Origin of the sequence: Streptomyces sp. NPDC050738, from assembly GCF_040654175.1 — a bacterium.
In the GTDB taxonomy this organism is placed as follows: domain Bacteria; phylum Actinomycetota; class Actinomycetes; order Streptomycetales; family Streptomycetaceae; genus Streptomyces.
The window spans coordinates 1-16,493 of the sequence record NZ_JBFAHN010000026.1; the positions used below are offsets into that span (position 1 = coordinate 1).

General features: G+C 70.3%; 20 protein-coding genes. 8 read left to right on the plus strand and 12 right to left on the minus strand.

From position 1 onward, the window contains the following. From AB0H78_RS37080 to AB0H78_RS37090, 3 genes are all read right to left on the minus strand, one after another. The coding region (locus AB0H78_RS37080; protein WP_363239225.1) for an electron transfer flavoprotein subunit beta/FixA family protein at positions 1-629 on the minus strand (629 nt) is incomplete at its 3' end. A gap of 200 nt (positions 630-829) precedes the next feature. Then, positions 830-1,339 (minus strand): flavin reductase family protein, encoded by a 510-nt coding sequence (locus AB0H78_RS37085; protein ID WP_363239226.1) that lies wholly within the window; start codon positions 1,337-1,339, stop codon positions 830-832. Positions 1,340-1,534: 195 nt separating this feature from the next. Next, entirely contained in the window at positions 1,535-1,861 is a 327-nt protein-coding gene (locus tag AB0H78_RS37090) for a thioredoxin family protein (RefSeq protein WP_363239227.1), read from the minus strand. 292 nt (positions 1,862-2,153) lie between these two features. Between AB0H78_RS37090 and AB0H78_RS37095 the strand changes: the two genes are divergently transcribed. Continuing rightward, positions 2,154-2,885 (plus strand): lysophospholipid acyltransferase family protein, encoded by a 732-nt coding sequence (locus AB0H78_RS37095; RefSeq protein WP_363239228.1) that lies wholly within the window; start codon positions 2,154-2,156, stop codon positions 2,883-2,885. Positions 2,886-2,898: 13 nt separating this feature from the next. Here AB0H78_RS37095 and AB0H78_RS37100 read toward each other — a convergent pair whose 3' ends face one another. The 7 genes from AB0H78_RS37100 to AB0H78_RS37130 all read right to left on the minus strand — a co-directional run bounded on the left by AB0H78_RS37100 (position 2,899) and on the right by AB0H78_RS37130 (position 9,732). Continuing rightward, positions 2,899-3,591, minus strand: a complete 693-nt coding sequence (locus AB0H78_RS37100) for a phenylalanine--tRNA ligase beta subunit-related protein (RefSeq protein WP_363239229.1) — start codon at positions 3,589-3,591, stop codon at positions 2,899-2,901. A gap of 15 nt (positions 3,592-3,606) precedes the next feature. After that, positions 3,607-4,200 carry a transglutaminase family protein gene (locus AB0H78_RS37105; protein ID WP_363239230.1) on the minus strand — a complete coding sequence of 198 codons (594 nt, stop codon included), beginning with the start codon at positions 4,198-4,200 and terminating at the stop codon, positions 3,607-3,609. 75 nt (positions 4,201-4,275) lie between these two features. Further along, a complete protein-coding gene (locus AB0H78_RS37110) occupies positions 4,276-5,355 on the minus strand; it encodes a low specificity L-threonine aldolase (RefSeq protein ID WP_363239231.1) in 1,080 nt (359 codons plus the stop codon). Next, complete coding sequence (locus AB0H78_RS37115) at positions 5,334-6,080, minus strand: SDR family oxidoreductase (protein ID WP_363239232.1); 747 nt, start codon at positions 6,078-6,080, stop codon at positions 5,334-5,336. The genes AB0H78_RS37110 and AB0H78_RS37115 overlap by 22 nt, the downstream gene beginning before the upstream one ends. 44 nt (positions 6,081-6,124) lie before the next feature. Beyond that, a complete protein-coding gene (locus AB0H78_RS37120; RefSeq protein ID WP_363239233.1) occupies positions 6,125-7,525 on the minus strand; it encodes a DUF6421 family protein in 1,401 nt (466 codons plus the stop codon). Positions 7,526-7,606: 81 nt separating this feature from the next. Continuing rightward, on the minus strand, positions 7,607-8,608 hold the full coding sequence (locus tag AB0H78_RS37125) for an alpha/beta hydrolase (RefSeq protein WP_363239234.1): 1,002 nt from the start codon (positions 8,606-8,608) through the stop codon (positions 7,607-7,609). Further along, positions 8,605-9,732 carry an LLM class flavin-dependent oxidoreductase gene (locus AB0H78_RS37130; protein WP_363239235.1) on the minus strand — a complete coding sequence of 376 codons (1,128 nt, stop codon included), beginning with the start codon at positions 9,730-9,732 and terminating at the stop codon, positions 8,605-8,607. Before AB0H78_RS37130 ends, AB0H78_RS37125 begins: the two co-directional genes overlap by 4 nt. A 66-nt stretch (positions 9,733-9,798) precedes the next feature. Here AB0H78_RS37130 and AB0H78_RS37135 point away from each other — a divergent pair, with 66 nt between their 5' ends. Both AB0H78_RS37135 and AB0H78_RS37140 read left to right on the plus strand, forming a co-directional pair. Continuing rightward, positions 9,799-10,410 (plus strand): PadR family transcriptional regulator, encoded by a 612-nt coding sequence (locus AB0H78_RS37135; protein ID WP_363239236.1) that lies wholly within the window; start codon positions 9,799-9,801, stop codon positions 10,408-10,410. 271 nt (positions 10,411-10,681) lie between these two features. Next, on the plus strand, positions 10,682-11,365 hold the full coding sequence (locus AB0H78_RS37140; protein WP_363239237.1) for a glycerophosphodiester phosphodiesterase family protein: 684 nt from the start codon (positions 10,682-10,684) through the stop codon (positions 11,363-11,365). On the opposite strand, the gene AB0H78_RS37145 is transcribed toward AB0H78_RS37140, so the two are convergent. Continuing rightward, the gene (locus AB0H78_RS37145) at positions 11,355-11,906 is read right to left on the minus strand and encodes a GNAT family N-acetyltransferase (RefSeq protein WP_363239238.1); all 552 of its coding nucleotides are present in this window, start codon (positions 11,904-11,906) and stop codon (positions 11,355-11,357) included. The genes AB0H78_RS37140 and AB0H78_RS37145 overlap by 11 nt on opposite strands. 161 nt (positions 11,907-12,067) lie before the next feature. On the opposite strand from AB0H78_RS37145, the gene AB0H78_RS37150 reads away from it, so the two are divergent. From AB0H78_RS37150 to AB0H78_RS37170, 5 genes are all read left to right on the plus strand, one after another. Beyond that, positions 12,068-12,628 (plus strand): DUF5134 domain-containing protein, encoded by a 561-nt coding sequence (locus tag AB0H78_RS37150; protein ID WP_363239292.1) that lies wholly within the window; start codon positions 12,068-12,070, stop codon positions 12,626-12,628. Positions 12,629-12,704: 76 nt separating this feature from the next. Further along, positions 12,705-13,640, plus strand: coding sequence for a M56 family metallopeptidase (locus AB0H78_RS37155; protein ID WP_363239239.1), 936 nt, complete (start codon positions 12,705-12,707; stop codon positions 13,638-13,640). 33 nt (positions 13,641-13,673) lie between these two features. Beyond that, on the plus strand, positions 13,674-14,339 hold the full coding sequence (locus tag AB0H78_RS37160) for a phosphatase PAP2 family protein (RefSeq protein WP_363239240.1): 666 nt from the start codon (positions 13,674-13,676) through the stop codon (positions 14,337-14,339). Then, on the plus strand, positions 14,336-15,040 hold the full coding sequence (locus tag AB0H78_RS37165) for an HAD-IA family hydrolase (protein ID WP_363239241.1): 705 nt from the start codon (positions 14,336-14,338) through the stop codon (positions 15,038-15,040). Before AB0H78_RS37160 ends, AB0H78_RS37165 begins: the two co-directional genes overlap by 4 nt. Then, positions 15,037-15,606 carry an isochorismatase family protein gene (locus AB0H78_RS37170; RefSeq protein ID WP_363239242.1) on the plus strand — a complete coding sequence of 190 codons (570 nt, stop codon included), beginning with the start codon at positions 15,037-15,039 and terminating at the stop codon, positions 15,604-15,606. Before AB0H78_RS37165 ends, AB0H78_RS37170 begins: the two co-directional genes overlap by 4 nt. Here AB0H78_RS37170 and AB0H78_RS37175 read toward each other — a convergent pair. Beyond that, the gene (locus tag AB0H78_RS37175) at positions 15,593-16,426 is read right to left on the minus strand and encodes a helix-turn-helix transcriptional regulator (RefSeq protein ID WP_363239243.1); all 834 of its coding nucleotides are present in this window, start codon (positions 16,424-16,426) and stop codon (positions 15,593-15,595) included. The genes AB0H78_RS37170 and AB0H78_RS37175 overlap by 14 nt on opposite strands. Positions 16,427-16,493 lie beyond the last annotated feature (67 nt).

The following is a 16,493-nucleotide window of genomic DNA, read 5'->3' on the forward strand; positions in this document are numbered from 1 at the left end:
AGGTCCTCCAGGTCCAGGGACTGGACCGGCTTCTTCTTCGCCGCCATGATCCCCTTGAAGGAGGGGTAACGGGCCTCGCCCGACTGGTCCGTCACGGAGATGAGGGCGGGCAGGGATGCCTCGAGCTGTTCGGAGGCGGAGTCGCCGTCGCGGCGGCCCGTCACCGTGCCGTCCTCGACCTTGACCTCGGAGAGCAGGGTGACCTGCGGGATGCCCAGGCGCTCGGCGAGGATCGCCGGGACGACACCGGCGGTGCCGTCGGTGGACGCCATGCCGCAGACGACCAGGTCGTAACCGGTCTTCTCGATCGCCTTCGCGAGGACCAGGGAGGTGCCCATGATGTCGGTGCCGTGCAGTTCGTCGTCCTCGACGTGGACCGCCTTGTCCGCGCCCATCGACAACGCCTTGCGCAGCGCGTCCTTCGCGTCCTCGCCACCGACCGTCAACACGGTGATCTCCGCGTCGTCCGCCTCACCCGCGATCTGCAGCGCCTGCTCGACCGCGTACTCGTCCAGCTCCGAGAGCAGACCATCCACGTCGTCACGGTCCACCGTCAGATCCTCGGCGAAATGCCGGTCACCCGTCGCGTCGGGCACGTACTTCACACAGACAACGATCCTCAAGCTCACGCCGGCTCTCCTACTGCATCGTCATTTCCGGGCTGCCTTGTTGCACGCAGCATAGGCGCCTGATGGGGCGGATTCCGGTCGGGGCGACCGAGGCTCCGTCCAGAATATTACTCACGAGTACACCTATGGTGTGCCCACTAAGCAAGCGCTTTGAACTGTGACCTTGCCAACGCTGAGTAATCAGGGGATGCGGGGAACTCTCAGTCGCGCAACGCGTTGAAGCGACCCTGGTGATAGAGGAGCGGACGCCCCGTCCCCGCCGGGTCTCCCGCGACGACCTGCCCGAGCACGATGCGGTGGTCCCCCGCAGGGATGCGCGCCACCACCCGGCAGACCAGCCAGGCCAGTACGCCGTCCAGCACGGGAACACCCTCGGGGCCCGTGCTCCATCCGGTGGGCGGGCCGAAGCGGTCGGCACCACTGCGGGCGAAGGTGGCGGCCAGCTCCTGCTGGTGCTCGCCGAGTATGTGGACGCCGATGTGCTCGGCCTCCGCGACGACCGGCCAGCTGGAGGACCCGGTGCCCACGCCGAACGAGATCAACGGCGGCTCAGCGGCGACGGAGTTGAGGGAAGTTGCGGTGAACCCGACAGGTCGCTCACCGGCAGCGGTGATCACCGCGACGCCGGCGGCATGCTGCCGGAAGACGGAGCGGAGCAGTTCGGGAGTGGTGGCGAGCCGGCCGGAAGCGAGATCGGTCGAAGCCGTCATGGAGTTGTCCTTCTGCGAGGGGTGCGTACGGGGCCCGGACTGTTCAGGCACCCGGACAGCGCGCACTCGCGTTACGGGCAAGGTCCACATGGGCCCGGCGGTAGAGAAGGAGATCCTGCGGCATAGCGTCAGACTGACGATTCAACACGGGCCCAGTCAAGGGCGTATCGGCATGTGGGAGATCCGTCACCGATCTCACACCGCCGCCCCCAGCGCGGCGATCACATCCGCCTTCCTCGGCTGGCCCGATGCCCGCCTGACGATCCGGCCGCCCGCGTCGAGAACCAGAACCGTCGGCGTCTTGAGGATGTTCAGCTCGCGGACGAGAGCGAGCTGCGCCTCGGCGTCGATCTCCACATGGACCACCCCGTCGACCATCGCGGTCACCTCCTCCAGGGTGCGCCGAGTGGCCCGGCAGGGCGCACAGAAAGCACTGGAGAACTGGACGAGCGTGGCCCGCTCCCCGAGAGCGGTTCCCAACTCGGCGACCCCTAGCCGCCTTTCACCGTCGCGCCCGCGCACCTTCGGCCTCCCGTCGGCCCTCGATTCCGGTCATCGACCGCAACAGCGTTCATTCAACCGCAAAGATTCCCGCCCGCTCCCCCGCAGCCGGGCCCGCGATACGGAAGTGCCTGGTGATGCGCCGAGGGGCCGCCCGCCTGCGATGACGTGACAAGAATCTCGCGGATCGGTGGCACCAGGACTGGCTACTCGGCTGCGCATGGGGCACGATCTGCCCAATGCCGAAAACCTACGGTGTCGTAACTTCCACCGGGGGAACAATCTTCCCCGGGCACAGAAGGGCCTCTCCCAGATGGCAGAACTCGTCTATCGACCGGTGATCGGCGCGGCTCTCGGGCTGTTCAAGGCGCTCGACCTGAAGATCGATACTCAGGGTTCGGAGAACATTCCGCGTACCGGCGGTGCCGTTCTCGTCAGCAATCACATCGGCTATCTGGACTTCATCTTCGACGGCCTCGCCGCCCTCCCGCAGAAGCGACTTGTGCGCTTCATGGCGAAGGAGTCGGTATTCCGGCACAAGATCTCCGGCCCGCTGATGCGCGGAATGAAGCACATTCCCGTGGACCGCAAGCAGGGTGAGGACGCGTACAAGCACGCGCTCGAATCGCTGCGTTCCGGCGAGATCATCGGCGTCTTCCCCGAGGCCACCATCTCGGAGTCCTTCACGCTCAAGAGCTTCAAGTCGGGTGCGGCCCGCCTCGCCCAGGAAGCCGGCGTTCCGCTGATCCCGATGGCGCTGTGGGGCACCCAGCGCCTGTGGACCAAGGGCCGGCCGCGCAATCTCAAGCGCCACCACATCCCCGTGACCATCCGGGTCGGCGAGCCGATGGACGCTCCGGCGGACGAGTACGCGGGAGCGATCACGCGCCGGCTGCGCGGGCGTGTGCAGGAGCTTCTGGAGGCCGCGCAGCGCGCCTATCCCGTACGGCCGAAGAGCGCCGACGACACCTGGTGGATCCCGGCGCACCTCGGCGGTACGGCACCGACCGCGGAGCAGGTCCGCGAGGCGGAGCGGCAGGCCTGACACGGCCGAAACGTCACTCCGGGACGCCGACAGAGATCTGCGCCCCGGGACTCAACTTCTCCAGCGAATCGGCGAGTTCGGAGCCTGCGGCTTCGAGCTCGCCGATCGTCATGGGGGCCAGTGACTCCAGCAGGAAGACGGCATTGACCGACTCCTCGGTGAGCCGGGTGCGTACGCCCTGACGCCAGTTCCAGCGCCGGCAGGTCACGCCTTCGTCGTCGCACCAGACGATTTCGCCCGCGTCCGGGTGCTCCACGATCCGCTCCCCGCCGGCGACCGTGAGGAACGGCTCGTCGCCGGTCGCGCGGATCAGCCGCATTCCGCCCTTGATGTGGTCGGTGTCCTCTCCCCCGACCGGGATCAGGTGGGCAACGCTGATCGCGTTGTAGGCGTCGACCAGCAGATTGATGCGCGGCAGTCCACCGTCCGCCAGGGCACGCTTGGCAAGCGCTTCCGCCGAGTTGCGGGTGCGGTTCGGCTTCGAGCCGAAGGCGCTGTACGTCTCCCGCCAGGCGGCGATGTGCGCGTCCTCGTGCGGGGCACGGCCCTCCAGGCGCTCCGCCAGCCTGCGGGCGGCGGCGTCGAGCAGGGCCGAACTGTCGGCGGTGCTCGGGCCGTTGACGAGACCGCGCGCCTCGATGGCGAGGTGGGTGAAGCCGGGGGCGAGGGCGCGTACGTCGTCGGAGACGGTGAACCGGAGTGCCATGTGCTGCCTTGTCGTTCAGAGTGCGTCGGGGAGGTTCTCCCAGAGATGGGCGCGATCCGGGGCGGCCTGCAGGATGTGCAGCGGCGCCGGATGCGGTACTGCATAGAGTACCGGATAGTCCATCTCATTGGACTGCGGATCGGGCGTGAAGGCGAGCCGCTCACCATCGAGGGAGAACTGCGCGTCCACGCCCGGTTTGTTCCCCCGACAGTCCTGCCGGTGCCATGAGCCGTGGAACCGTACGGCGACCATCCCGTGCACACAGTGGCCGGTCCCGGCGTCGTGCCGCAGTCGCTGATAGCAGAGCGCGGTCGGGATGTCCTCGGCGCGCAGGAGCGCGGTGAGCGCATGCGCCTTGGCGTGGCAGATCCCGGTGCCCTGCGCCAGTACGTCGGAGGCGCGCCAGGTGACGCGCATGTCGCCGGAGTCCGCGGAGTGCGGGATGGTGTCGCGGACGAACTCGAAGGCGGCCCGGGCGTATTCATATGAGTCGGCCACACCCTTGGCGAGACGGGCAGCCGTCTCGCGTACGAGGGGATGGTGGTGATCGATGACGTCGTCCGCGGCCAAGTAGGCGGACAGATCCGGGGTTTGCTGCACGAGCTCCATGGCCACAGAGCATAGGAATGCGACCGGCCCGTAGTCAATAACTTTACGGTCGGTCGCATATCCATGCAGTACGAGCTAGCGGGCCAGCTCCTCCTTCAGCGCCTGCAGGAAGCCGTCGACGTCTTCCTCGGTGGTGTCGAAGGAGCACATCCAGCGGACGTCGCCCGCCGCCTCGTCCCAGAAGTAGAAGCGGTAGCGCTTCTGCAGCCGCTCGCTCACGTCGTGCGGCAGCCGCGCGAAGACGGCATTGGCCTGGACGGGGTGCAGGATCTCGACGCCGTCGATCCCGCGCACCCCCTCGGCCAGCCGCTGCGCCATGGTGTTGGCGTGCCGGGCACTGCGCAGCCACAGGTCGCGGGTGAGCAGCGCCTCCAACTGCACCGAAACGAAGCGCATCTTGGACGGCAACTGCATCGACATCTTCCGCACGTGCTTCATCTGGCGCACGGCATCGGGGTCGATGACCACGATCGCCTCGCCGAAGAGCATCCCGTTCTTCGTTCCGCCGAACGACAGGACGTCCACACCCACGGCGTTCGTGAAGGTCCGCATGGGGACGTCGAGGGAGGCCGCGGCGTTGGATATCCGCGCCCCGTCGAGGTGCACCTTCATCCCGCGCTCGTGGGAGTGCTCGCAGATCGCCCGGATCTCGTCGGGCGTGTAGACCGTGCCCAACTCGGTGTTCTGGGTGATCGACACGACCTGCGGCATGGCGCGGTGCTCGTCGTCCCAGCCGAACGCCTGCCGGTCGATGAGCTCGGGGGTGAGCTTGCCGTCGGGCGTCGGCACGGTGAGCAGCTTCAGGCCTGCCATGCGCTCCGGGGCGCCGCCCTCGTCCACGTTGATGTGCGCGGTCTCGGCGCAGATCACCGCTCCCCACCGGTCGGTGAGGGCCTGGAGCGCGGTGACATTGGCCCCGGTGCCGTTGAAGACCGGGAAGGCCTCCGCCGTCGCCCCGAAGTGGCTGTGCATCAGCCGCTGGAGGTGGTCGGTGTACTGGTCCTCGCCGTACGCGATCTGATGGCCGCCGTTGGCCAGGGCCAGGGCGGCGAGCACCTCGGGGTGTGCGCCCGCGTAGTTGTCGCTGGCGAAGCCGCGGACCGCCGGGTCGTGATGGCGGACGGCGTCGGTCTTTACGGCTCGGGCGTCAGCCACAGGCGCTTTCCATTCACTTCCGAAGCTGCTTTGTCCCAGACTCCCACGATGGCCTCGGCCAGGTCACCGACGTCCGTGAAGCCCGCGAACTTGGCGTTCGGGCGCTCTGCCCGCATCGCGTCGTGCACCAGCGCCTTGATGACCAGGACGGAGGCCGCGGTCTGCGGTCCGTCCTCGCCGCCCGCCTTGCGGAAGGCGTCACCCAGCGCGAGGGTCCACGCCTCGGCGGCGGCCTTGGAGGCCGCGTAGGCGGCGTTGCCCGCGGTGGGCTTGGACGCTCCGGCCGCGCTGATCAGCAGATAGCGGCCGCACTCGCTGCGCAGCAGCCCGTCATGGAAGGCGAGGGAGGTGTTCTGGACGGTGCGGATCAGGAGCTTTTCCAGCAACTCCCAGTCGGCCAAGTCGGTTTCGGCGAAGGAGGCGCTGCCGCGCCAGCCGCCGACGAGGTGCACCAGGCCGTCGATGCGGCCGAATTCCTTCTCCGTACGCGCCGCCCATTCGCGGGTCGCGTCCAGGTCGAGCAGGTCCACGGTGTCGCCGGTGACGGTCGCCCCGCCGTGTGCGTACCGCGCGGCGTCGACGGCCTCGGCGAGGCGTGCGACGTCCGCGTCCGCCGCGACGACGGTCGCACCGGCCTCCGCCAGTTTCAGCAGAGCCGCCCGGCCCGCGGGGCCGGCCGCACCTGCGACCGCGACGACCGCTCCGTCCAAGGGTCCGTTGCTCATGGGAACCGCCTCCTGAGACTGCTGAATTTCCTGCGCAGGTGTGCTCATGCGGCCACTCGCTCCGGGGCGCCCGCGGCGGTGATCCCCTTGGTGGAGGCGATCACGTCCTTGAGCTTCTTGGAGAGTGCCTCATAGAACATGCTGAGCGGAAACTCGTCAGGAAGCACGTCGTCGACGAGTTTCCGCGGCGGCAGGCTCAGATCCAGGGCGTCGGGGCCCTTGGCCCAGCGCGATCCCGGGTGCGGTGCGAGGTAGGCGGACACCAGGTCGTACGCGGCGAACCAGTGGACCAGCTTCGGGCGGTCGATGCCGGCCCGGTAGAGGTCCTCGATCTCGCCGCAGAGCTGGTTGGTGATCTGCGGGGCCCGCTCCCAGTCGATCAGGAGCGTGTTGTCGGTCCAGCGCACGACGTCGTGCTTGTGGAGGTACGCGAAGAGCAGCTGGCCGCCGAGGCCGTCGTAGTTGCGGACGCGCTCGCCGGTGACCGGGAAGCGGAACATCCGGTCGAAGAGCACGGCGTACTGCACGTCGCGCCCGTGGGCGTTGCCCTCGGCCTCCAGCTTCACGGCCTCCCTGAAGGCGGTGAGGTCGCAGCGCAGCTCCTCGAGCCCGTACATCCAGAACGGCTGCCGCTGCTTGATCATGAACGGGTCGAAGGGCAGGTCGCCGTGGCTGTGGGTGCGGTCGTGGACCATGTCCCAGAGCACGAAGGCCTGCTCGCAGCGCTTCTGGTCGCCGATCATCTCCCGGATGTCGTCGGGGAGTTCGACGCCGAGCAGATCCACCGAGGCCTCGGTGACGGCACGGAAGCGGGCGGCTTCGCGGTCGCAGAAGATGCCGCCCCAGCTGAAGCGGTCGGGCGCCTCGCGCACCGCGATGGTCTCGGGGAAGAGGACGGCCGAGTTGGTGTCGTACCCGGAGGTGAAGTCCTCGAAGGTGATGCCGCAGAACAGCGGGTTGTCGTAGCGGGTGGCCTCCAGCTCGGCGAGCCACTCGGGCCAGACCATCCGCAGGACGACCGCTTCGAGGTTGCGGTCGGGGTTGCCGTTCTGCGTGTACATCGCGAAGAGAGCCAGGTGCTGCAGCCCGTCGGCGCGGCCGGCCGCCGGCTGGAAGGCGAGCAGCGAGTCCAGGAAGTCGGGGACGTCGAAGGCGCTGCCGACCCATTTGCGGAGGTCGCCGACCAGCGCGTGGTGGTATTCGGCGTCGTGCGGCAGCAGCGGGGAGAGCTCCTGGACCGCTGCGATCACGCGGTCGACGGCGGCCTCGGCCGCCTCAGGGGAGGGAGCGCCCTCGGCGTCGAAGTCGATCGAGCCGTCCTTCGACTGCCAGGGCCTGATCTCCTCGACGGCATCCTTGAGCGTCGGCCAGGCCGGATGCTCGACCACGCGCGCGTCGGCAGATATGCCTCCGGCGACCATGTCCTGCACAAGAATTTCCGTCATGTCACTTCCTCCACAGGAGAACCTCGCGTCAAGGCAGCGTATACATGTGCGGATCTCCCACTCAAGGGGGGTCTCAGTAAATTATCCTGCCTGACCCCCTTGATCGCAGATGTTCTTCCCGTCACAGCCCGCTGCAGCGATCGCTTCTGCCACACCGGCCAGGGCATCGCGGGCCTCGTCGAGGAGTTCGGGGAAGGCGAAGAACCCGTGGAACATTCCGGGGAAGTGCCGTTCCACCACGGGTACTTGCGCTGCGCGCAGCCGTCGCGCGTAGGCCTGCCCCTCGTCGCAGAGCGGGTCGCAGCCCGCGGTGACGACGTACGCGGGCGGCATGCCCGAAAGATCCGCGGCCCGCAGCGGGGCCGCCCAGGGGTGGTCGGCGTCACCCTCCGGGCCCATGTACTGCTCCCAGAACCAGCGCAGGGCCGCCACGTCCATGAAGTAGCCGCGGCCGTTCCTGCGGTACGAGTCGGTCTCCTGCCCGCCGCCGGTCGCCGGATAGACGAGCACCTGCAGGGCCGGCACGGGCCCGCCGCGCTCGCGCGCGATGAGCGAGGCCACCGTGGCCAGATTGCCGCCCGCACTGTCGCCCGCGACGACCAGCGCGTCCGGGTCGCCGCCCAGCTCCCCGATCCGGTCGGCCGCCCACAGCAGCGCGGCATGGGCGTCCTCGGCGGCGGCGGGGAAGCGGGCCTCGGGCGCGAGGCGGTAGCCGACGGAGACCACGGTGGCGCCCGACGCACGGCACAGCGCGCGCACGCTGGTGTCGTAGCTGTCCACGCTGCCGATGACCCAGCCGCCGCCGTGGAAGTAGACGACGGTGGGGCGCGGCCAGGGCGACCGGCCGGGGACGGGCCGGTAGATCCGTACGGGAATCCCCGGAGCCCCTTCAGGGCCCGGCACGGTCCGGTCCTCGACCGAGCCGACCCGGACCGCCTCTCCGGGCGGCCCGCCCAGCGCGTCGATGGCACGGCGCGCCTCTGCGGCATCGGTCACGGCGCCGCCGAGGTCCGGGAAGACGGAGCTCATGAGGTCGACCAGGGGCCGTGCGGCCGGGGACAGACGGTCGTCGTCGGGGGTCATCGGGCGCTCCCCCGGAAGTACGGAATGACCTTCGCGCCCCACTGGCGGATCGTCTCCAGGCAGGCCTCCTGCGGGACGGTTCCCATCTGTATGAGGCACATGATCTCGTCGGCGCCCGCGTCGCGGAGCCGCTCCACATAGGCGATGGCATCGTCCGCGGTGCCGTAGGCGTGATCGGCGTTGAAGGTGGCCGTGGCCGTGGGGCGTACCGGAATGTTCTGCTCGTGCAGGCGGGCGACCACCTGCTCGGCCGCGCCGCGCATCGCGGCGGCCTCGTCGACCGAGCCGTCGACCGCCTCGTCGGGGATGCCCGCTCCCCCGTACCAGTGGCCGATGGACTGGGCGAAGAAGCGCTGGCCCCTGGTTCCGATGCGCCGGGCCTGCTCGCGGTCGTCGAGGACGATGGTCGGGCAGAGCACCGAGAAGTGGTCGTTGACCACGGTCGAGACCAGACGGTCGCCGGTGCGGGCGGCGACGGCGGTGTCGTACGCCTCGCGCATTTCCGCGATCGACTCGGGGCCCGCGAACCCCATCACCAGCGCTCCGACGCCGAGTTCGGCGGCCTGCCGGAGCGTGTCGGCGCGGCTGCAGGCGAGGAAGAGCGGCGGATGCGGGGTCTGCCGGGGGCGCGGGAGGATCGGGTGCGGGCCGATGTCGATGAGCTCGCCGTGGTACTCCAGCTCGTCCTCCTGCCAGGCCCTTCCGATGATCCGCAGCGCCTCCTCGACCTCCTGGGTCGTGCGGTCCCTGTCGACCCCGCACAGCGAGGTCTCCTGTACGGTCCCGCCGCGGCCGGCGCCGAGGTCCAGACGCCCGCCGGAGAGCAGGTCGAGCATGGCGGCGCGCTCGGCGACCCGCACGGGGTGGTTGAAGCGGAACGGCATGCAGACGACGCCGTGGCCGATGCGGATGGTGCTGGTCTTCGCGGCGACCCAGGTCAGAAAGATCTCGGGGGCCGACATATGGGCGTACCACTTGAGGGCGTGGTGCTCGACCGCCCAGATGCGGTCGAATCCCATCTCCTCGGCGAGCACGGCCTGTTCGACGCTGTCGCGGATGACCTGGTGCTCACGCTCGGGTGTGGGGTCGGTGAGCTGCGCTTCGAAGATGACCGAGAACTTCACGGTGCCTCCAGGGGGTTGCGTCCGTGCGCTGTCCTTACTTCAATCAGCCATATGACTAGTAGTCAGATGCCGAAGAAGCAAGACACACGACAGCAACTCCCGCCCACCGCCTGGGCGGTGCTCGGTCTTCTCTCCTTCCCCGGCGAGCGGACCGGGTACGAGCTGAAGAAGTGGGCGGACGCCTCCCTGCGCTTCTTCTACTGGTCCCCCGCGATCAGCCAGATCTACGCGGAGCTGCGGCGCCTGGAGGCACTCGGATACGCCGCGTCGAGGCGATCAGGACCCGAGGAACCGCGCACCAAGCGGCGGTACGCGATCACCGGGGCAGGCCGGCAGGCCCTGGAGAGCTGGGCGGGCGGGACGGAGGACTCCGGCCCGCCGATGCTCAAGCACCCGCTCGTGCTGCGGGTCTGGCTGGGGCATCTGGCGTCCCCGGCGCGGCTGCGCGAGCGCATCGAGCTCCATGTCGCACGGGCGGAAGGGGAGTTGAAGGAGGTACGGGACGCGCTGGCCGGGGCGGAGGGCAACGAGGAGTGGTCGTATCCGCAGATCGCGCTGCGCTGGAGCGAGCGCCGGCAGCTCGCCGAACTGGAGCTGGCACGGGCGATGCTGGCCGATCTCGCGCACGCGTCCGGGGCGACGCGTCAACTCCCGCCGGACACGCCCACGCCCGGGTGACGCAACTCGCCGCAGGGCCGCCCGGGCCGGTAGGACGGAGTCGATCCGCCCTCCCCCGCACCCCTGGAGCCCTGCCGCGTGAGCACCCGAGCCGTCCTTGTCGCAGCCGTCATCACCGGTCTCCTGCTGGGAGTGACCGGGGCCCGAGCCGGCTATTCCGCTCCCTCCGTCGCGCGGGGGTCGGTGTCGGAAGCGGACCGTTAGGCTGCGGCCGTGCCGCGTGGGTAGGGATGCCCAGTCGGAGCCGCCGTCGACGGAAGCGAGTTGAACCTTGACTTTCCTCACCATCGGTCATCGCGGAGTCATGGGTGTCGAACCGGAGAACACCCTGCGCTCCTTCGTCCACGCACAGCAGGCGGGCATGGACGTCATCGAGCTGGACCTTCATCTGAGCAAGGACGGCGCCCTCGTCGTCATGCACGACGCGGAAGTGGACCGCACGACGGACGGCAAGGGGGCGATCGCGGAGAAGACCCTGGCCGAACTGCGGGAACTGGACGCCGGTCAGGGCGAGCGGATCCCGGTCTTCGAGCAGGTCGTGGACGCGGTACGGGCACCGCTGCAGGCCGAGATCAAGGACGTGGCCGCGGCGCGTGCGCTCGCCGAGGTGATGCACCGCCGCGACCTGGCCGGCCGGGTGGAGGTGTCGTCCTTCCACGACGAGGCGATCGCCGAGATCTCCTCGCTGGTCCCGGGGGTGCGCACCGTGCTCATCGCCAGCCGCTGGGGCGACGACGTGGTGGACCGGGCGAAGGCGGTGGGCGCCGCCTCGCTGGCCCTCAACATCCGCAGGCTGACGCTGGAAACCGTCGAGCAGGCGCACACGGCGGGGCTCAAAGTGATCGGCTGGGTGGTGAACACCCAGGACCACCTGCGTCTCGTACGGGCACTGGAGCTGGACGCGGCCACCACCGACTACCCCGAGATCAGGCGCACCGGCCGATTCACGGCGTGAGCGGCTCCAGCACCTTCACCAGCAGCTCGAACTGCAGGTCGTCGCGCTGAGGGATGCCGAAGCGCTCGTCGCCGTACGGGAAGGGGGTCATCTTTCCCGTACGGCGGTAGCCGCGCCGCTCGTACCAGGCGATCAGCTCCTCGCGCACCGAGATCACCGTCATGTGCATCTCGGCGACGCCCCACCCCTCGCGCACGGAGCGCTCCGCCTCGGCGATGATCTGCTTGCCGAGGCCCCCGCCCTGCTGCTCGGGCCGTACGGCGAACATCCCGAAGTAGGCGGCGTCACCGCGGTGTTCGAGCTGGCAGCAGGCGATCAGCGCGCCGTCGCGCTCCACGACGAGCAGCCGGCTGCCCTCGGCCGCGATGACCGCGCGCACCCCGTCGGGGTCGGTGCGCTGCCCCTGGAGGATGTCCGCCTCCGTGGTCCATCCCGACCGGCTCGCATCGCCCCGGTAGGCCGACTCGATCAGCCCGACCAGGTCCGGTACGTCGGTCTCTGCGGCGTCCCGGAAGGTGAGGCGGGCGGGGGCGGTGTCCATGGTGCGGGCTCTCCTGTCGGAGTGGGTGGGTGTACGCGCCCGAGAGTAGCGCGCTCCCCCTGTACGCCTCTGCGCTCGCGTGCGCACCGCCCGGCCGGGGAATCGACTCGTCGAGATGGCGACACGGTCGAACGGGGAGGTACGCCGTGCACGGACCGGCGATGTCCGGCTGGCTCCTGGTGGCGCTGTGTGTGGCGACCGGGGCCTACTGCCTGCTGCGGATGCGCAGCGGCTCGGAGCAGGCGCGCAGGGCGGCGGGCAGTGAAGCGGTGATGGGGTTCGGCATGGCGGTGATGGCGCTGCCCGCCGCGGTGGCCGCACCTCCCGCGTGGGGGTGGGCGGTGTTCGCCGCGGTCTTCGGGGGCGCGGCGCTGCGCGCGCTGTGGCTGGCGCGGACGGACGCACACCATCTGCACCACCTCGTCGGCTCGGCGGCGATGGTCTACATGGCGGTGACGATGGCCCCTGCCGGAGCCGGAGGGCACGGCGGGCACGCGATGCGGCACGGCGCGGGCGGCGTACCCCTGGTCACCGGCGCGCTGCTGGCCTATTTCGCGGTGTACGTACTGAGGGCGGGGGTGCGCCTGATGCCCGTGCAGCCGGCGGCGGGCGTGGGGATGGGGTCCACGGCGGGGGCCGGCTGGGGGGCGCGGCCCGAGCTGGCCCTGGCCTGCCGGCTGTCCATGGGGATCGGGATGCTGGCGATGCTGCTCACGCTGTAGGGGCGCACCGTGGCGTACGTCACTTGGCGTGCCAAGACATACCCCTGAGCAGGGCTCCGCTCATAGGCTGACGCCCGTGTTGGTCTCCGTAGCACTGTTGCTGTTCGGGGCCCTGGCCGCCGTCGGGGCACCGCGTCTGCTGGCGCGCGCCCAATGGCCGGAGCGGGAGCCCGTGGTGGCGCTCTGGGTGTGGCAGTGCGTGGTGGCCGCGATCCTGCTGTCGTTCGCGCTGGCGATGACCTTCAGTGCGGCCGTGGCGTGGCAGGGGGTCCGCGGGCAGGTGTTCGCGCACGCCCCCAGCGCCGTGGTCGATGCGTACGCCCTCGGCGCGTACACCCAGTGGGCCGCCGGAATGTCGCTGGTCCTGGCGGGCGGCGGCGTCTGGACGGCGGCGATGCTCGTACGGGAGATCCGGCGGTCGCGTGCCCGGCGCAGGCTGCGGCGTGCTGAACTCCTGGTTCGCTCACCGCTGTTGCCCGGTGAGGAGAGCGGCGTCGACCGTCTGGTCATCCTGGAGGGCGAGCGGTCCGACGCCTGGTGGCTGCCGGGTCCGGCCCCTCAACTGGCCATCACCACCGGGGCGCTCCGACGCCTCAAGGGGCGTCAGCTCGATGCCGTGTTGGCCCATGAGCAGGGCCATGCGCGGGCGCGTCACGACTGGCTGCTGCACTGCTCGGCCGCGCTCGCGGGCGGCTTTCCGCAGATTCCGGTGTTCGCGGCGTTCCGCGACGAGATGCACCGGCTGGTCGAGCTGGCCGCCGACGATGTGGCGTCGCGTCGCTTCGGGCGCCTGACGATCGCGCTCGCCCTGGTCGAACTCAACGAGCACCGTGGCGTGTTCGGCCCCTGCGCCAATCCGGATGCCCAGGTCCCGCTGCGGGTGAACCGTCTGCTGCTCGCGGCCCCGAGGCTGACGGCGGGCCGCCGGCTGCGGCTGACCGCGGCGGCCGCGCTGGTGCCAGCGATTCCGCTGCTGATGGCTTTCGTCCCGGGGCTCAGCGCGCTGGGATAGCTTCGAACGCCCGCTGTCGGCAAGGATCTCCCCATGCAATCCGCACTTCTGCCGCCGACAGACCGTTCGCCCCGCGCGGATCTGCGCCGGACAGGCGTCGCGTGCGCGGCGCTCTTCGCACTGCTGCTGGTCCTCGTCGCGGCCCGGTGGTCACCGCTGATGCGCTACGACCGCTGGGTGGCCACCGGCCTGCACCGACGGGCGGTGGCGAATCCGGGGTTCACGCACGTCAACCGGGTGCTCAGCGACTGGGTGTGGGATCCCACGACGCTGCGTGCGCTGCTGAGCCTCGCCGTGCTGTGGCTGCTCCTGCGCCGTGAGTGGCGGCTCGCTCTCTGGGTGGGTGTGACGAGTGCGGTCGGCACGCTGCTGCAGCAGGGACTGAAGGCGGCCGTCGGGCGGCCGCGTCCGCGGTGGCCCGACCCCGTGGACTCGGCGCACTACGCGTCCTTCCCGTCCGGTCACGCGCTGACGGCCACGGTCGGCCTGGGTCTGCTGCTGTGGCTGCTGCGGCGCAGCGGTCCCGGCCCGGCGATCTGGTGGCCGGCGGTCGTGCTGGCCGCGCTGTCGGTGGCCGGGGTGGGGCTGACCCGGCTGTATCTGGGGGTGCACTGGGCTTCGGACGTCGTGGGCGGGTGGCTGCTCGGCGCGGCCCTGGTGGCCTTCTCGATCTCCGCGTACGGAAGACTGCGGCCATGACGATCAAGGGTGTGCTCTTCGACTTCTCCGGGACTCTGTGCCGTATCGAACCGGTGGGCGACTGGCTGAGCGCGGTGCTCGGCGAGGCGGGGATCGACCTCCCGGATGCCGAACTGGCCGACCTCACCGCCCAGTTGACGCACGCCGGCGCACAGCCCGGGGGGCCCGAACCGCAGCAGGTGCCGCCGCACCTCAAGGAGCTGTGGCAGACCCGGGACGCGAGCGCGGAGCAGCATCGCGCCGCGTTCACCGCGATGAGCCGCCAGGTCGCGCTGCCCGATCCCGCGCTGCACGACGCGCTCTACAACCGCCATATGACGGCCGCCGCGTGGCGCCCGTACCCCGATGCCGTGGAGGTGCTCGCCGAGCTGAAGAGCCGTGGCATCGCCACCGGCCTGATCAGCAACATCGGCTGGGACACGGCTCCGGTGGTCGACGCCCATGGGCTCGGCCGCCATCTGGACGCCGCCACCCTTTCCTACCAGCACGAGATCCAGAAGCCGGACCCTCGGCTCTTCCTCATCGCCTGCGAGGCCATCGGCCAGGACCCGCGCGACGTCCTGATGGTCGGCGACGACCGGCGGGCCGACAGCGGGGCGCTGGACGCGGGGTGCGCGGTGCACTTCGTGGACCATCTCCCGGTCACGGAGCGGCCCGACGGTCTGCGTCCGGTGCTCGGGCTCGTGGGGGCGACGGCATGACCTCTCGCTCAGTTCCCGTCGGGGCACTGCTGGTTGTGGACATCCAGCGGTGCTCCACCACCGGAGCCGGGGCGGTCCCCGCCGCGGCCGGGCTTCTGGACACGTCGTACGACCTGATCGCCCGCGCCCGCAGGAGCGGAGCGCTCGTCGTCCACATCCAGAACGACGGCCGCCCCGGAACGGGCGACGAGCCCGGCACACCCGGCTGGGAACTCCATCACCCGGTCGAGGAGGGGCCCTTGGAGGTCGCGATCCGCAAGACCGTGGACGACGGCTTCGCCGGGACCGCGCTGGGAAGTCTGCTGACCGGAGCGGGAGTCCGGGCGCTCGCCGTCTGCGGGATGATGTCGGAGATGTGCGTCCAGGCGACGGCCCGTACGGCGCTGTCGCAGGGCTACCGGGTGGTCCTGCCGCACGACGCCCATGCGACGCAGAACATTCCCGCCGCCCCCGGAATCAGCGGGCCCATCCCTGCCGCGACGGTCTCGCGCGTCGCCGAATGGGCGCTCGGAAGCGATCTGGAGGTCCCCGCCCACGCGGCGGACGTCACGTTCACGGCCCCGTGAGCGTCTGCGTTCCCAGTACGCCGACGAGCGCCAGCCGGTCCGCGTCCTCGGTGCCGGGCGCGGCGGTGTAGACCATGATGCGCAGGTCGCTGCCCGCGACACTGAGCACATCGCAGTCCAGCGTCACCGGACCCACCTGCGGATGGTCGACAATCTTGCGGGATGCCGCGACCTCGCCGACGACTCCGGCGTCCCACAGGTCCGCGAACCGCTCGCTGCCCGTACGCAACTCCGCGATCAGGCGCCGCAGTCGCTGGTCCGCCGGGTACTTCTTCGCCGCACCCCTCAGCTCGGACACCTGCGCGGCCTCAAGCGAGGACAAGGACTCCGGCGTGTGCCGCACCCGGCCGCCGGAGCCGAGGAAGTGGCGCCAGGCGGCATTGCGCTCGTTGCCCTGATGGCGGCCCATCAAGGCCTCGTACAGAGGATTGGCGAGCAGCAGCGTCCACGTCGCGTCGCTGACCGCGACAGGCGTCCCGGTCAGCCGGTCCAGCATCCGCTGCACGCTGGGCGTGATGAACGCGGGGACGGTGCCCTGTCCCGGCGGTACGAGTCCGGCGGCGTGGAAGAGCTGCGCACGCTCGGCGCCCGACAGCCGCAGCGCCCGCCCGAGGGCCTCGACGACCTGCTCAGAGGGGTTGCTGGCCCTGCCCTGTTCGAGGCGGGTCACATAGTCGACGGAGATCCCGGCCAGCAGGGCCAGCTCCTCGCGGCGCAACCCTGCGGCGCGCCGGTGACCGCCGCCCGGCAGCCCGGCCGTCTCCGGGGAGACCCGGTCCCGCCAGCGCCGTACCGTATGCCCGAATTCCGTGGTCGCCATGGTTCCACTGTGCACCGCCCGGCCAGGATCGTCCTGGTACTGCCAGTCCCAGGAAGCAGGGGCTCCT

Excerpts from the sequence above, each read along its gene's own strand:
- AB0H78_RS37160 (WP_363239240.1), top strand. The coding sequence starts at position 13,674 with ATGCAATCCGCACTTCTGCCGCCGACAGACCGTTCGCCCCGCGCGGAT.
- AB0H78_RS37100 (WP_363239229.1), bottom strand. The coding sequence starts at position 3,591 with ATGGCACTCCGGTTCACCGTCTCCGACGACGTACGCGCCCTCGCCCCC.
- AB0H78_RS37145 (WP_363239238.1), bottom strand. The coding sequence starts at position 11,906 with ATGGACACCGCCCCCGCCCGCCTCACCTTCCGGGACGCCGCAGAGACC.
- AB0H78_RS37095 (WP_363239228.1), top strand. The coding sequence starts at position 2,154 with ATGGCAGAACTCGTCTATCGACCGGTGATCGGCGCGGCTCTCGGGCTG.
- AB0H78_RS37170 (WP_363239242.1), top strand. The coding sequence starts at position 15,037 with ATGACCTCTCGCTCAGTTCCCGTCGGGGCACTGCTGGTTGTGGACATC.
- AB0H78_RS37165 (WP_363239241.1), top strand. The coding sequence starts at position 14,336 with ATGACGATCAAGGGTGTGCTCTTCGACTTCTCCGGGACTCTGTGCCGT.
- AB0H78_RS37125 (WP_363239234.1), bottom strand. The coding sequence starts at position 8,608 with ATGACCCCCGACGACGACCGTCTGTCCCCGGCCGCACGGCCCCTGGTC.
- AB0H78_RS37105 (WP_363239230.1), bottom strand. The coding sequence starts at position 4,200 with ATGGAGCTCGTGCAGCAAACCCCGGATCTGTCCGCCTACTTGGCCGCG.
- AB0H78_RS37120 (WP_363239233.1), bottom strand. The coding sequence starts at position 7,525 with ATGACGGAAATTCTTGTGCAGGACATGGTCGCCGGAGGCATATCTGCC.
- AB0H78_RS37085 (WP_363239226.1), bottom strand. The coding sequence starts at position 1,339 with ATGACGGCTTCGACCGATCTCGCTTCCGGCCGGCTCGCCACCACTCCC.
- AB0H78_RS37175 (WP_363239243.1), bottom strand. The coding sequence starts at position 16,426 with ATGGCGACCACGGAATTCGGGCATACGGTACGGCGCTGGCGGGACCGG.
- AB0H78_RS37115 (WP_363239232.1), bottom strand. The coding sequence starts at position 6,080 with ATGAGCAACGGACCCTTGGACGGAGCGGTCGTCGCGGTCGCAGGTGCG.
- AB0H78_RS37150 (WP_363239292.1), top strand. The coding sequence starts at position 12,068 with ATGTCCGGCTGGCTCCTGGTGGCGCTGTGTGTGGCGACCGGGGCCTAC.
- AB0H78_RS37135 (WP_363239236.1), top strand. The coding sequence starts at position 9,799 with ATGCCGAAGAAGCAAGACACACGACAGCAACTCCCGCCCACCGCCTGG.